The sequence below is a fragment of the Halopolyspora algeriensis genome, assembly GCF_003337235.1.
Lineage (GTDB): Bacteria > Actinomycetota > Actinomycetes > Mycobacteriales > Pseudonocardiaceae > Haloactinomyces > Haloactinomyces algeriensis.
In genome coordinates this window covers 1-14155 of record NZ_QPJC01000003.1, presented here as the reverse complement: position 1 = coordinate 14155, position 14155 = coordinate 1, and the positions used below count along the sequence as shown (strand labels likewise).

The following is a 14155-nucleotide window of genomic DNA, read 5'->3' as shown; positions in this document are numbered from 1 at the left end:
GGTAAGCATGATGGCATCGCACGGACTCTCCCGCCGACAGGAATTCGACGGCTCGGCGACCGGCCGGACTCGATGGCGGGTGTTCACGCTCGTGCTCGTGGTGGGCGTCTTCGGTGTCGGACTCATGCTCACCGGCATGTCGCAGGGTGCGATTGCGGCGTCTTTCGCGGTCTCCGGCACCCGATACAAGGCCTCGGCGGATGACCTTCGCGCCAAGGGTGTCGTCCAGTACGGCTCGGTGGACCGGAGTTCGTCGGAAAAGGCACATCCGGTGCTGGTCAACGGCTTTCGCGATGCCAGGTTGAGTAACTTCTGCCAGTCGATCGTGGTGCCGGGCGTTCCGGGAGTCGGTGACATGACGATCCGCATTTCGGCCCCCGGGGGCATGCGGGCTGAGAATCTGGTGATCGGTGTGGAGAAGGTCACCGGTGACCTCACCCTGAACAACGTCGAGATCGGCCGGGACGCCGCAACGTTCGGCAAGGGGCCGGAGGGGCTGCAGGGCAAGCCGGGAACCTTCGGGATCCAGGCCGACAGCGCGCACATCGCGAACCTGCGCCAGGTGGCATGGTCCACTACGGCATCGACGCTGCGGCTCAGCGACGTTCGGATCACCGCCGAGGCAGGTCGTCACGAGTGCTTCTGACGGGGGAATCGATGATGAGCGGAGATGTCCGCCGAGGGCGGGTGCGAACCGTGCGGATGTCGTTTCGGCAGTGGCGGCGGAGCCGGCCGTTCTGGGCGGGAGTTTTCACCCTGTCGGCGGCTCTGGTGTTGCTGTATCCGCCGTATGCGTCGCTGAAATTCGGTGACGTGGTGATCACCTTGAAAACGCTCGGTGGGATTTCGGCGTTGGTGGTCGGCGTGGTCATGATCATATGTGCCGTGTCGTTCTGGATTCGTCCCCAGTTCCGGATGGCTTCCGGAATCGTGACGTTGCTGCTTGCCGTGGTGGCGATCGTGACCGTCAATCTGGGGTCCATGTTCCTCGGCACTCTGCTCGGCATCATCGGTGCCGCGCTCGGGCTTGCCTGGTCGCCTGCTCCGAAGCAGTGGCGGACGGTGACGAGTACGCAGGCGGGGACCCGGGCGGAGACCCGGGCAGAACACGTGTCCGCCCCCCGGGTCGAGAGCGCTCACGGAGCTCACGGAGGGCGAGAGTGAGCCTGCGGAGTCGTCGGTCGAGTCCGTGTTCGTCCGGGGGTCCCGATCGTGCGCGTCGGCGGCGGTATCACCTGTGGCCGACCATGCCGTTGTGCGTCAGCCTCGCCATGGTCGTCGGCATCGTCGCGGGCACCGCTCCCGCGAGTGCACAGCCCCGTGCGGAGGAAGACGACTCTCGCGGCCTGGTGTCGGGCCTGGTGGCCCTGCTGTCCCCGCGGCCCTCGGCTCTCTCGCCTGCTCCGTCGTCGAGCCCGTTGCCTGCTTCGTCGTCCGGACTTTCCCCAGCGGAGGCATCAGGATCCTCACCAGCAGGGCCTGCGGCATCGGGATCGCCGAAATCGGGGCCCGCGCTGCCGACTGCCTCGCCCGAAGCGTCCGGTGCCCGGCCGGGGCCGGGCAGACAATGGACGTTGACCGCGAGCAAGCTGAAACTGATCGGCTCCCGGTACCACGGCTACTCGATGCAGGAGGTCGAGGGCAGGCAGGTCAAGACGCTGCACTTCACCGCGCAACGGCTGGAGATCACCGATCTGGTGCAACGCGGTGCGCTGGGCAACGGTACGGTCATGCGGGCGGCGAGTGCACCCGGCCGGGTCTCGACGATCACCGATGGGCCGATCCACCTCTACACACGTCGACTCACCGGAACGCCGGCCGTCGCGGATCACCCCCTGGCACCGGTCACCCTGTCGCCCGACTCGTTGGCGATGCCGAACCTCGATCTGGGGTTCCTGCAGCTGCCGAAGCTCACCTTCACCGATGTCACCGCGCACAATGTCGAGCTCAGTGGGGGTACCCTGTTCATCCCGGATGCTCGTATCACCGTCGTCGGGCGGTGAGGGAGTCCGAGCCGGTACCCTCGCGGTCGGAAGTACCGGGGTTGGCTGTATGATGGGCGAGAACTTCTCGCCGCCGGACGGGCGGAGAGGATAAACGCCTGTTGAGGCGGGGTCCGCCCGGTAAGGTCGGCTGCCGTCGCCTGAGGCAGGAACCCACCGAGGCGCTGTGCGAACGGCGTACGAGGATCCCCGGCTCTTCGCCGAGGAGGGCGTCCGTCCCAGATGGTGAACTAGCGAAACCGAGCAGCAGGAGACTTCCGACTCATGTACGCGATCGTCAAGACCGGCGGCAAACAGTACAAGGTGGCTGTCGGGGACGTCGTCGAGGTCGAGAAGCTCGAGGGCGAGCCGGGCTCCGAGGTCACTTTCCCGGCGCTGATGGTCGTCGACGGCTCAGAGGTCACCGCCGACACCAACGCGCTGAGCAAGACCTCGGTGACCGGCAGGCTCGTCGAGCAGACCAAGGGCCCCAAGATCCGCATTCACAAGTTCAAGAACAAGACCGGTTACCACAAGCGCCAGGGGCACCGGCAGAAGCTGACCCGCGTCGAGGTCACCGGCATCACGAAGTGAGGACCTGAGTAGCTATGTCAACCAAGAAGGGCGCGTCCAACTCTCGGAACGGCCGCGATTCGAATCCCAAGTTCCTGGGTGTGAAGCGCTTCGGTGGCCAGGTCGTCAACGCCGGCGAGATCCTGGTCCGGCAGCGCGGAACGAAGTTCCACCCCGGCGGTAACGTGGGTCGTGGCAAGGACGACACGCTGTTCGCACTCGCCGCAGGCGAGGTCGAGTTCGGCCGCAAGCTCGGCCGCAAGACTGTCAACGTCGTGCCGACCGAGGCTTGACCCGGCTCTCGGTACGACCGTCGAAGACGAGGGGCGGGTCCGGTTCCCACCGGCCCGCCCCTCGTCTTTTTCCAGCACCGGTTTTTCCGGCCAGGAGGTATCCGTGTCGCGCTTCGTTGACCGCGTGACCATCCACGTCGCGGCAGGCGGCGGAGGCAACGGTTGCGCCTCGGTGCACCGGGAGAAGTTCAAACCGCTGGGCGGCCCGGACGGTGGCAACGGGGGCAAGGGCGGTGATATCAGCCTCGTCGTCGACCCGGGGGTGCACACCCTGCTGGACTTCCACCATCGGCCGCATGCGCGTGCCACCCGCGGCAGGCAGGGGCGCGGCAGCATGCGTCACGGTGCTGCCGGTGAGGACCTGGTGCTCCCCGTTCCGGACGGAACGGTGGTACTGACCCCGGAAGGGGAGGTGCTCGCCGACCTGGTCGGACCGGGGACGACATTCGTCGCCGCTCGCGGCGGCCGTGGCGGTCTGGGCAACGCGGCGTTGGCGTCGAGAGCCCGGAGGGCTCCCGGCTTTGCCCTGCTGGGAGAGCCGGGTGAGTACAACGATCTGGTGCTGGAGCTGAAATCGGTCGCCGATGTCGGGCTGATCGGATTTCCCTCGGCAGGCAAGTCGTCGCTGATCTCGGTCCTGTCGGCGGCGAAACCCAAGATCGCCGATTACCCGTTCACCACTCTGGCGCCGAACCTGGGCGTGGTCTCCGCGGGAGAGACCGTCTTCACGGTTGCCGATGTCCCCGGCCTGATCCCCGGTGCCAGCGGCGGACGCGGTCTCGGTCTCGACTTCCTGCGGCACATCGAACGCTGCGCGGTCCTGGTGCACGTGGTGGACTGCGCGACTTTCGAGACCGATCGCGATCCGGTGTCCGACATCGAGGCAGTGGAAAGCGAGCTGGCGGATTACACACCGGCTTTGACGGAGGAACACGGCGCTCCGGACCTGGCGCAGCGTCCCCGGCTGGTGGTGCTGAACAAGATGGACGTCCCGGACGCCCAGGAGATGGCCGAACTGATCCGTCCCGAGCTCGCCGAGCGGGGCTGGCGGGTCTTCGAGGTGTCCACGGCGACCCACGAGGGGTTGCGCGAACTGGGTTTCGCCCTGGCCGAAGAGGTGGAACGTTACCGGGCGGAGCGCCCCGCCCCGGAACCCGCGCGGGTCATCGTGCGACCGGAGGCGCTGGGCGACTCCGGTTTCACGGTCGAACCCGACCCGGAGGCCGACGACGGTTTCATCATCCGCGGGGATCGTCCCGAGCGGTGGGTGCACCAGACCAGCTTCGACAACGACGAGGCCGTCGGGTACCTCGCCGACCGGTTGGCACGTCTCGGGGTTGAGGAGGAACTCGCCAAGCAGGGTGCGCAGCCGGGCGACCAGGTGACCATCGGCGATGTCACCTTCGACTGGGAGCCGACGACTCCTGCCGGGCTCGCCATGTTGCACGGTGCCCGCGGGCAGGACAAGCGGTTGGACGCCGACGACCGGGTCACGAAGGACGAGCGCCGGGCGGCGATGAAGGCACGGCGCTCGGGAGCAGGGGCGGACGAACCCGTGGCGGAACCGATTTCCGAGGACCGTGCGGAAGACGCGAAAGGTGCTGCGGGGGAGGTCGACGAGGACGAGGAGAGCGAGTGGTGAACAGCGCGGTCGGAGAGAAGTCCCCTGCTCGAAAGGCGATCGCGGCCGCGCAACGAGTCGTGGTGAAGGTGGGCTCCTCGTCGTTGACCACCGCCGAGGGCGGGCTCGACCACGAGCGGCTGGATGCTCTGGTCGGCACCCTGGCCACGCAGGCCGAAGCAGGCAAGCAGCTGGTGCTGGTGTCCTCGGGCGCGATCGCGGCCGGGATCGCACCGCTGGGACTGCGTGGACGGCCGCGCGACCTCGCCACTCAGCAGGCAGCCGCCAGTGTGGGGCAGCAGGCGCTGGCGCATGCCTACGCGACCTCGTTCGCCCGTCACCATCTGACCGTGGGGCAGGTCCTGCTGACCACCGACGATGTGGTCCGGCGCAGCCATTACCGCAATGCCCGGCGCACTCTCAAGCGGCTGCTGGCGCTCGGTGCGATGCCGGTGGTCAACGAGAACGACACCGTGGCCACCGCCGAGATCCGGTTCGGCGACAACGACCGGCTGGCCGCGCTGGTGGCGCACCTGGTGAGCGCCGAGGCGATGATCCTGCTCTCGGACGTGGACGCCCTGTACGACGGTGATCCCCGCAACGAGGATTCCTCCGTGGTGCCGGAGGTCACCAGCGCCGCGGACATGGCGGGGGTGTCCGTGACGAGCACCGGAACCTCGGGGCTCGGGACCGGCGGGATGGCCTCGAAGGTCGAGGCGGCGCGGGTGGCCCGCTCGGCGGGCATCCCGGTATTGCTGACCTCGGCCGAGCTGGCTGCTCGTGCGCTCGACGGGGCCGATGTCGGTACGGCGTTCGAAGCCACCGGCGCGCACCTGTCCGCTCGGCGTTTCTGGCTCGCGCATGCTGCGAGCGCGCGAGGTCGGCTGCACCTGGACGAGGGTGCTGTCGCTGCTGTGGTCAAGCGTCGGCGCTCGTTGCTGGCTGCGGGGGTCACCGGCCTGGAGGGAGCCTTCGAGGGTGGTGACGTGGTGGAACTCGCCGGCCCGTCCGGGGCGGTGGTGGCCAGGGGAGTGGTCGCCTACGACGCGGGCGAACTGCCCGACCTGATCGGCCGTTCGAGTCACGAGTTGCCGCCTGAGCAACGCCGTGAGGTCGTGCACGCCGACGACCTCGTCGCCGTTCGCTGAGGTGGGATTCGGCGCGAGCCCGGTATTCCAGCCGGTGTACTGCGGTGGTGTTCTGGCTGCATGGCCACCACGATCAAAGTCCGACACCGGCTCGAAGGTCCCTTCGCGGGCTCTCTGCGAGCAAGTACGTGCGGTTTCCCTTGCTCGGCTTCAAGCACCCGCAGATGTATCCGATGATCAGACCATCGCGAATGTGTGCTCGGTGATTCGTCGCTTCCTCGCAGTCTGACCGGCCTTGTCGGTACTGATGCCGATCCCTGTTCAGCCGGTGGTGGCGAGCGCGAAGGGGAGTACGGCGGGGGCTCCGGCCTGCCGGAGCAGGCGACTGACCACGGTGACCGTCCACCCCGTATCGGCATAGTCGTCCATCAACAGCACCGGGCCGTCCAAACAGGACGGATCCGGTTGCTGTGGCAGCCGGAATCGCTGCCACAGCGAGGCCACCCGTTGCGCGCTGTTGGTCGACCGCCTGGAAGGCACGGCATCCGGGGCCGTGGTGACCTCGCCGAGCAGCGGCAAGCGCCCGATCGAGGCGATCCGCTCGGCCAGGCTGGACACCAACTTCGGGCGGGTGGTCGAGCCGAGCGCGAGCACCCCCACCGGCCGCTGCTCCCACTCCCACCCGGCCAGCACCTGCACGCACGCCTGAAACAGGTCTTCCGGCAGCTCCTGATCGGGAGCCGAGGCGCTCAACAGCTCGCGGAGCCGGTTGCCCCAGCCGATGTCGGTCAGGCGGCCGAGGGCACGGCCCTGCTCGGCCTGCTCGCCCGGGGGGATCTTGCCGGACAGCGACACTCCCAGCGCCTCCATCCCGCTCGGCCACATCTTGCGGGGCGACAGCTCCACCCCGGGACGCAGCAGACGAGTCTCGGCCTGCTGCGCTGCCTGCTGCCCCACCTGCGCCGAGAAGCCGGAGCCGGTGCAGTTGTCGCACCGGCCGCACGGCTCGGCGTGCGGATCGTCCAGCTGGTTGCGCAGGAACTCCATCCGGCAACCGGTGGTGTCGAGATAGTCGAGCATCGCCTGCTGCTCGGCCCGGCGCTGGGCCGCGACACGCTCGTGGCGTTCGGTGTCGTAGGACCACGGTTGTCCGGTCGACTCCCAGCCGCCCTTGACCCGCTGGACCGCACCGTCGACGTCGAGGACCTTGAGCACCATCTCCAGCCGGGTACGTGTCAGATCCACTCGCGGCTCCAGCGCTGCGGTGGACACCGGACCGCCGGCCTCGGCGAGCGCGTCCAGCACCGTGCGCACCACGGGTTCGGACGGAAAGGCCATGGAGGCGAAGTAGCTCCAGATGTCCCGGTCCTCCGGGCCCGGCAGCAGCAGGACCTCCGCGCGCTGGACTCCGCGCCCCGCGCGGCCGATCTGCTGGTAGTAGGCGATCGGTGAGGACGGTGCCCCCACGTGCACCACGAAACCGAGATCCGGCTTGTCGAAACCCATGCCCAGTGCCGAGGTCGCCACCAGGGCCTTGACCCGATTGTCGATCAGTGCCTGCTCGGCCTCCGCTCGTTCCGCCGGGTCGGTGCGCCCGGAATAGGAGGCCACCTCGTACCCCTGGTCGCGCAGGAAGCTCGCGATCTCACCGGCGGCGGCCACGGTCAGGGTGTAGACGATCCCCGAGCCGGGAAGGTTGTCGAGGTGCTCGGCCAACCATCCCAGGCGCGCTTGCACGCTCGGCAGTGTGACCACTCCGAGCCGGAGACTTTCCCGGTCGAGGCTGCCGCGCAGCACCAGGGCCTCGTGCACGGCGCCGGATTCGTCCCCGACGCCCAGCTGCTCGGACACGTCCCGGACGACGCGATCGTTGGCGGTGGCGGTCGTGGCCAGGACCGGCACCCCTTCCGGCAGTTCGGTGAGCAGGGTACGCAGCCTGCGGTAGTCGGGCCGGAAGTCGTGGCCCCAGTCGGAGATGCAGTGGGCCTCGTCGACGACCAGCAGGCCCGCGGTGTGGGTCAGTTCGGGCAGGACGGTGTCGCGGAAGTCCGGGTTGTTGAGCCGTTCCGGGCTCACCAGCAGCACGTCGATCTCGCCGATGGCGACCTGCTCCTCGATCGACGACCATTCCTCGGGGTTCGCCGAATTGATCGTCGCCGCCTGCACGCCTGCCGAGGCGGCGGCTTCCACCTGGTTGCGCATCAGCGCCAGCAACGGGGACACGATCACGGTCGGTCCTTCGCCGAGCTCGCGCAGCAGTGCGGTCGCCACGAAGTACACGGCCGACTTGCCCCAGCCCGTGCGCTGGACCACCAGGGCCCGCCTGCGTTCCAGAACCAGCGCTCGGATGGCGTTCCACTGGTCCTGCCGGAGGTGGGCTTGCGGGCCTGCCAGGGCGCGTAGATGCTGTTCGGCGAGCTCGCGCAGTGCGTGTTCGTCCACTCCGCGATTCTTACCGGACCGCCTCGGTGCGTTCGACACCGGTCGGAAGGTACGGGCGCACCGTGTGTTCGAAGCGCTTTGCCCACGAGCGCTAATCTGGGGAGGTGACCACGAGTACCGAGTCCCCGAGTACGACCGACGCCACACCGGCGCAGGGCGAAGACCTGCGCGAGCAGGTGCACGACGCCGCTCGCCGCGCCCGGCGCGCCGCGGGCGATCTCGCCTTGCTCAACCGGGATGCCAAGGACGCCCTGCTGCACGCCATGGCCGATGCTCTGGTGGAGCGCGGCTCCGAGATCCTCGCGGCCAACGATCTCGACGTCGCCGCTGCCCGCCAGGCGCAGCTACCGGAATCCACCATCGATCGGCTGATTCTCACCACGGACCGCGTCACGAGCATGGCGGAGGGTCTGCGCACGGTTGCGGGACTGCCGGATCCGATCGGGGAGGTCGTGCGCGGAAACGTGCTGCCCAACGGGCTCCAGCTCCAGCAGGTGCGGGTTCCGCTGGGGGTCGTCGGCATGGTCTACGAGGGGCGCCCGAACGTGACCGTCGATGCCGCGGGGCTGACCCTGAAGTCCGGCAACGCGGTGCTGCTGCGTGGTTCCTCCTCCGCGGAGCGTTCGAACACGGTCCTGGTGTCGATCCTGGCCGACGTCCTGCGGGCACACGGGCTCCCCGCCGAGTCCGTGCAGCTCCTGCCGTGCCACGACCGTGCCTCCGTGCAGCACCTCATCACCGCCCGTGGCCTGGTGGACGTCGTCATCCCGCGTGGTGGGGCCGGCCTCATCTCCGCCGTCGTGGAACAGGCCACCGTGCCCGCCATCGAGACCGGTGCGGGCAACTGCCACCTCTATGTCGATGCCCACGCCGACCTCGACACCGCCCTGCGGCTCCTGCTCAACTCCAAGGCACGCCGTCCCAGCGTGTGCAACGCCGCCGAGACCGTGCTGGTGCACCGCGACATCGCCGGGGAGTTCGTGCCGAAGATGGTCACCGAATTGCGGTCGGCGGGGGTGACGGTGCACGGGGACCGGCGGGTCGCCGACATCAGCGGAGTCGGTGCCTCGAACGTCGTGCCGGTCACCGACGAGGACTGGAGCACCGAGTACGGCTCCCTGGACATCGCCGCGGCCGTGGTGGATTCCCTGCCGGATGCGGTCGAGCACATCGGCACCTACGGCACGGGCCACACCGAGGCGATCGCCACCGCCGACATTCGCGCGGCCCGGCAGTTCAGCGCCCGTGTGGACGCCGCAGCGGTCTTGGTCAACGCCTCGACCGCGTTCACCGACGGCAGCGAGTTCGGGATGGGTGCCGAGATCGGCATTTCCACCCAGAAACTGCATGCCCGAGGGCCCATGGGGCTGCCCGAACTGACCTCCACCAAGTGGCTGGCCTTCGGCGACGGGCACGTGCGGCCGGCAGGATGACGCCGATGTGCCGGTGAGCGGGTCGCACGCCGGCTCGCGCACCGGCGACTGCCTCCACCGTTCGACGGTGCCGCGGGCTCGTCGAGAACGAGCGCGGGGATTGGCTATGGTGGACAACCATGTCTCGTCGGCGCCGTATCGGTGTCATGGGTGGCACCTTCGATCCGATCCATCACGGTCACCTGGTGGCCGCCAGTGAGGTGCAGGCTCAGTTCGGCATGGAACAGATCCTCTTCGTGCCGACCGGCCAGCCTTGGCAGAAGGGGCACGAGTACGTCAGTTCCGCCGAGGACCGTTACTTGATGACGGTGGTGGCCACCGCCTCGAACCCGCGGTTCTCGGTCAGCCGGGTCGACGTGGACCGAGGTGGTCCCACCTACACCATCGACACCCTCAGCGATCTGCACACCCAGTACCCGGACGCGGATCTGTACTTCATCACCGGAGCCGATGCCCTGGAGCAGATCCTGTCCTGGCACCGGGTGGACGAGCTGTTCGGGCTCGCCCACTTCATCGGGGTCACCCGGCCCGGCTATCCGCTCGATGACCGGCACCTGCCGCAGGGGTCGGTGTCGCTGGTGGAGATCCCGGCGATGGCGATCTCCTCCACGGGGTGCCGTGAGCGGGTCGCCGCGGGCCTGCCGGTCTGGTACCTCGTTCCCGACGGGATCGTGCAATACATCACCAAGCGGGGTCTGTACCGGCCGGACTCGCGCTCACCTGCACCGGAGTGGGGACCGTGATCATCGGGCACCGGTTTCTCCGCAAGCCCACCGCGGTGTGGGCCCTTCACAAATCGCGGGTGTAGTGCCGGATCGGCTCGCCGTTGTCGTCGACGCCGATTCGTTTCGAGCTCCGCCAGCCGAGACGCTCGTAGAGTCTCCGCGCTCGCCGGTTGCTCTCATGGGTCCACAGCTGGGCACGGGCGAACCCGCGTTCCCCGGCGATCATCTGGACCGCCTCCAGTATGGTGCGTCCCAGCCCCTGACCCCACCTGTCCGGCCTGACGGCCAGCATGGACACGTGTGCAACCCCCGGTATCGGTTGCGGATTCGCACGGTCCTCGGTGCGAGCCGGTGTCGCGAAGGCCACTCCGACCGGTTCACCGTCGTCCTCGCCCAGCACCGCGAAAGTCCTCGGGTCGGCGAGATAGCCGAGGACTCGTTGTTGGTGCGCTCCTTCTCGAGGTGGTTCCGGGATCGAGGCGGCCGGAAGCTCGTTGGTGACCCGGTGTGCCGCGGAGGCGATCCGCCACAGGCGGGCGATGTGTGCGCTGTCGATCGGAGACGCGAGGCGAGTGACGACCACGGTGCCGAAGCTAGCGGAAGACGCGCGTGGTAGCCATGTTGAGTCTCACGTCGCACCGGTCCTCGCGATGCGGTTCCCGTTTCGGCTGATCACGGTCTCGTGGCGATGTTTGCGCACCCTGCGCTCCGGATGGTTTGATTAGGCTTGCCTTATCAGGAGTCGAGGGGAGTATGGCGCCATGTACGCATGCATCTGCGCCGCGATCACCACAACGCAGGTGCGGGCCTCCATCCTTGCAGGGGCGCTCACGGTGGACGAGATCGGCGAGCACTGCGGGGCGGGTACCGGCTGCGGCAGCTGCGTGAAGCGGCTCGGTCGCATGCTCGAGGAGGCCGAGTCCCGGGGAGAGGCATCCCCCGGTGAGGCGCTGCCCCGCAGCGCCTGAAGGGCGTAGGAGCTGTCGCTGGATCGGGCGTTTCGGCAGACGCGCCGCCTCGCTGCCGCGAGCATGCGCTCGCACCCCGATACGGTCTTGGAAATCCCGAGGCCGGAGGTCGACGCTTCATGCAGGGCGACGAGGAGATCATCTCGCTGCTCAACGAGCAGCTCACCAGTGAGCTCACCGCGATCAACCAGTACTTCCTGCACTCGAAGATGCAGGGCAACTGGGGCTTCACCAAGTTGGCGGAGCACACCCGCACGGAGTCTTTCGAGGAAATGCGGCACGCCGAGTGGATCAGCGATCGCATCCTGTTCCTGGAAGCGCTCCCGAACTACCAGCGGCTGTTCAACCTGCGGATCGGTCAGACCGTCCGGGAGCAGTTCGAGTCCGACCTGGCGATCGAGGTCGAAGTCTTCGAGCGGCTCAAGCCCGGCATCGGGATGTGCCGGGAAAAGGGCGACATCACCACCGCGAACCTCTTCGAGACCATCCTCCGGGACGAGGAACATCACATCGACTACCTCGAGACCCAGCTGGAGCTGATCGACAGGCTGGGTGAACAGCTCTACCTCAGCCAGCTCGTGGAGCGCCCTCCGGCAAGCGCCTGACCGGTCCGAAGCTCGGCCTCGCCGCAACGATCGACGTTGCCCGTACGGCCCGACTCCGGGGTGCGGGTGCCGGAGCAGGCAGGGTTCCGGTGGTGGGCGAGGCCGGAGCAGGAGTCCGCGAGCGCGCCGGTGTTGCGGCGCATGCCGCAGGCCCTGCTTCGGCTGGCTATCCTTGACCGGCATGGGGCGTACCCGAGCCCACCCCGAGAGGAGCGATGTGGCAGCCACTGAAGATGCCCGCAGGCTGGCCCTGGTAGCGGCGCGAGCGGCGTCGGAGAAGAAGGCCAACGACCTGGTCCTGCTGGACGTGTCCGACCGGTTGGTCATCACCGATTGCTTCCTGATCGCTTCCGCGCCGAATGAACGGCAGGTCGAGGCGATCGTCGACGAGATCGAGGAGAAGATGCGCGCCGCGGGCACCAAACCGGTACGCCGTGAGGGAACCCGAGAGGGGCGCTGGGTCCTGCTGGATTACGTCGACGTCGTCGTGCACGTGCAGCACGAGGACGAGCGAGCTTTCTACGAGCTGGAGCGGCTGTGGAAGGACTGCCCGCGCATCGGGTTCGACGAGGAGGCCGACACCCCCGGCGAGGACGGGGTGGCGGACTCCGACGAGCAGGGTAGCCAGGCGTGACGCTGGAACGACTCGTGCTGTGGCGGCACGGTGAAACGGAATACAACGTTGCCGGGCGCATCCAGGGCCATCTGGACAGTGAACTCACCCCGACCGGACACGCTCAGGCGAAGCGTGCAGCCCCCGTGATCGCCGAGTTTCAGCCCGAGGTGGCACTGAGTTCGGACCTGCGCCGTGCGAGCATGACCGCTGCCGCCTTCACGGAGATCAGCGGTCAGGTGGTGCGTCCGGACAAGCGCCTGCGGGAGACACATCTCGGCGAGTGGCAAGGGCTCAGCGGTGCCGAAGTGGAGCACGGCTGGCCGGGAGCGATGGGATCCTGGCGGGTCAAGCCGAACTGGGCTCCGCCCGGCGGCGAGTCCCGGGTCGAGGTCGCCGAGCGAGCCTTCGAGGTCGTGCGGGAACTCGACCACGGCCACGGCGGTACCGCTCTGCTGTGCGCGCATGGCGGGCTGATCACGAGCCTGACCGCGCGACTGCTGGAATGGCCGATCGAGCTGTGGCCGGGACTGGGTGGTGTCGGTAATTGCCACTGGGTAGTACTGACCCGGCGCGGCCGTGATACCGGGCACTGGCGTTTGATGACCTACAACGGGGGTGTTCCCGAGTGAAGCCCACACCTGTGCTGAAGGATCGTGCACACCTCCCGGCCGGGGGCGGCGTGAGCGGCCCGGGCGCCGGGCTGTAAGGCCTTCGCCGTGTCCATCGCTGTCGTCACCGATTCGACCGCGTATCTGCCGGAAGAGCTCGCCGGCCGATATTCGTTGCGAACGGTGCCGTTGCACGTGAGCGTGGACGGGGCCGAGCCCGTCGATGAAAGCGTTTTCGGTCCGCGGGAGCTGTCCGCGGCGCTTGCCCGCAGGCACCGGGTGACGACATCCGGAGCGACGGCGGAGGAGTTGGCCCGGACCTATCGTGCGGCACTGGACACGGGCGCCGAGGGTGTCGTCTCGGTCCATCTGTCCCGGCAGCTTTCCGGGACGTGGGACGCGGCCCGGCTGGCCGCGGAGGAGGTCGACCCGCATCGGGTGCGCGTCGTGGATTCCCGGTCCACCGCCATGGGACTGGGTTTCTCGGCGTTGGCTGCCGGGGAGCGCGCGCAAGCCGGAGCGGATCTGGCGGCGGTGGCGGCGACGGCCGGGCGCGTCGCGGAACGCACGAGCACGATGTTCTCCGTGCAGACGCTGGACTATCTGCGCCGGGGTGGGCGCATCGGCACGGCCACTGCTCTGCTCGGTACGGCGCTGGCCATCAAGCCGTTGCTGCATCTGCGTGCGGGCCGGATCGAGGCCCTGGAAAAGGTCCGTACGACCACCCGGGCAATGACCCGGCTGGTGGAGATCGCAGTGCGGTCGGCATCTCCCGGACCTGCCGCGATCGCGATACATCACCTGGATGCCCCGGAGCGGGCCACCCAACTCACCGAGCGGATCCGGGGGCAGGTCCCCGACTGCCCGGAGTGCGTGGTTTCCGAGGTCGGCGCGGTGATCGGTGCGCATATCGGCCCGGGGGCCGTGGGCGTGGTGGTCGTGCCCGGCGGCTGGCACGAGAGGTCGTGAGGCGGGCCATCGAAATTTTCGGCTCGCTTGCGTGTGACGGTTCGCCGCGGGACTCGGTCGGGACCAAATTGTCCACAGTGTCCGTGGTTGTTCACAGGGTTCGCCGGTGAGGATTCGCATGGTCGGTACTGCGGCCTAGATGAATGATTCCGTGAAGCTGGTGTTAGTGGTCGTAGGCGATTAGTGATCGTTTGCGGGGTGTGTCGGTGGCCCAGTTGTGCCAGATGCCGGC

Annotated in this window: 16 protein-coding genes; 14 read left to right on the top strand and 2 right to left on the bottom strand. The window is 68.2% G+C overall.

Annotated elements, in window-relative coordinates; translation table 11 throughout:
• Positions 1-10 precede the first annotated feature (10 nt).
• The 7 genes from DFQ14_RS06455 (at position 11) to proB (ending at position 5617) form a co-directional block, all read left to right on the top strand.
• The gene (locus DFQ14_RS06455; RefSeq protein WP_114452462.1) at positions 11-646 is read left to right on the top strand and encodes a DUF6230 family protein; all 636 of its coding nucleotides are present in this window, start codon (positions 11-13) and stop codon (positions 644-646) included.
• A 14-nt stretch (positions 647-660) separates the two neighbouring features.
• Positions 661-1164, top strand: coding sequence for a DUF6114 domain-containing protein (locus DFQ14_RS06450; RefSeq protein WP_141921360.1), 504 nt, complete (start codon positions 661-663; stop codon positions 1162-1164).
• A gap of 410 nt (positions 1165-1574) precedes the next feature.
• On the top strand, positions 1575-2003 hold the full coding sequence (locus tag DFQ14_RS06445; protein WP_114452198.1) for a hypothetical protein: 429 nt from the start codon (positions 1575-1577) through the stop codon (positions 2001-2003).
• Positions 2004-2267: 264 nt separating this feature from the next.
• Positions 2268-2576 (top strand): 50S ribosomal protein L21, encoded by a 309-nt coding sequence (rplU, locus tag DFQ14_RS06440; protein ID WP_114452197.1) that lies wholly within the window; start codon positions 2268-2270, stop codon positions 2574-2576.
• A 14-nt stretch (positions 2577-2590) separates the two neighbouring features.
• Positions 2591-2848, top strand: a complete 258-nt coding sequence (rpmA, locus tag DFQ14_RS06435) for a 50S ribosomal protein L27 (protein ID WP_114452196.1) — start codon at positions 2591-2593, stop codon at positions 2846-2848.
• A 103-nt stretch (positions 2849-2951) separates the two neighbouring features.
• Complete coding sequence (gene obgE, locus DFQ14_RS06430; protein WP_114452195.1) at positions 2952-4490, top strand: GTPase ObgE; 1539 nt, start codon at positions 2952-2954, stop codon at positions 4488-4490.
• Positions 4487-5617 (top strand): glutamate 5-kinase, encoded by a 1131-nt coding sequence (gene proB / locus DFQ14_RS06425; protein ID WP_246195691.1) that lies wholly within the window; start codon positions 4487-4489, stop codon positions 5615-5617. The genes obgE and proB overlap by 4 nt, the downstream gene beginning before the upstream one ends.
• Before the next feature lie 261 nt (positions 5618-5878).
• Here the strand turns inward: proB and DFQ14_RS06420 are convergent, their stop codons facing one another.
• Entirely contained in the window at positions 5879-7999 is a 2121-nt protein-coding gene (locus DFQ14_RS06420) for a RecQ family ATP-dependent DNA helicase (protein ID WP_114452193.1), read from the bottom strand.
• Positions 8000-8103: 104 nt separating this feature from the next.
• Between DFQ14_RS06420 and DFQ14_RS06415 the strand changes: the two genes are divergently transcribed.
• Together DFQ14_RS06415 and nadD are read left to right on the top strand one after the other, a co-directional pair.
• Positions 8104-9432 carry a glutamate-5-semialdehyde dehydrogenase gene (locus DFQ14_RS06415; RefSeq protein WP_114452192.1) on the top strand — a complete coding sequence of 443 codons (1329 nt, stop codon included), beginning with the start codon at positions 8104-8106 and terminating at the stop codon, positions 9430-9432.
• Between the two features lie 119 nt (positions 9433-9551).
• Positions 9552-10175, top strand: coding sequence for a nicotinate-nucleotide adenylyltransferase (gene nadD / locus DFQ14_RS06410; RefSeq protein ID WP_114452191.1), 624 nt, complete (start codon positions 9552-9554; stop codon positions 10173-10175).
• A gap of 46 nt (positions 10176-10221) precedes the next feature.
• Here the strand turns inward: nadD and DFQ14_RS06405 are convergent, their stop codons facing one another.
• Entirely contained in the window at positions 10222-10740 is a 519-nt protein-coding gene (locus tag DFQ14_RS06405; RefSeq protein WP_114452190.1) for a GNAT family N-acetyltransferase, read from the bottom strand.
• Positions 10741-10918: 178 nt separating this feature from the next.
• Here DFQ14_RS06405 and DFQ14_RS06400 point away from each other — a divergent pair, with 178 nt between their 5' ends.
• The 5 genes from DFQ14_RS06400 (at position 10919) to DFQ14_RS06380 (ending at position 13923) form a co-directional block, all read left to right on the top strand.
• A complete protein-coding gene (locus tag DFQ14_RS06400) occupies positions 10919-11125 on the top strand; it encodes a (2Fe-2S)-binding protein (RefSeq protein WP_114452189.1) in 207 nt (68 codons plus the stop codon).
• 119 nt (positions 11126-11244) lie between these two features.
• On the top strand, positions 11245-11730 hold the full coding sequence (gene bfr / locus DFQ14_RS06395; RefSeq protein ID WP_114452188.1) for a bacterioferritin: 486 nt from the start codon (positions 11245-11247) through the stop codon (positions 11728-11730).
• Between the two features lie 217 nt (positions 11731-11947).
• A complete protein-coding gene (rsfS, locus tag DFQ14_RS06390) occupies positions 11948-12364 on the top strand; it encodes a ribosome silencing factor (protein WP_114452187.1) in 417 nt (138 codons plus the stop codon).
• Positions 12361-12975 (top strand): histidine phosphatase family protein, encoded by a 615-nt coding sequence (locus tag DFQ14_RS06385; RefSeq protein ID WP_114452186.1) that lies wholly within the window; start codon positions 12361-12363, stop codon positions 12973-12975. Before rsfS ends, DFQ14_RS06385 begins: the two co-directional genes overlap by 4 nt.
• Before the next feature lie 87 nt (positions 12976-13062).
• Positions 13063-13923: a DegV family protein gene (locus DFQ14_RS06380; RefSeq protein ID WP_114452185.1), complete on the top strand. Its 861-nt coding sequence runs from the start codon at positions 13063-13065 to the stop codon at positions 13921-13923.
• Positions 13924-14155 lie beyond the last annotated feature (232 nt).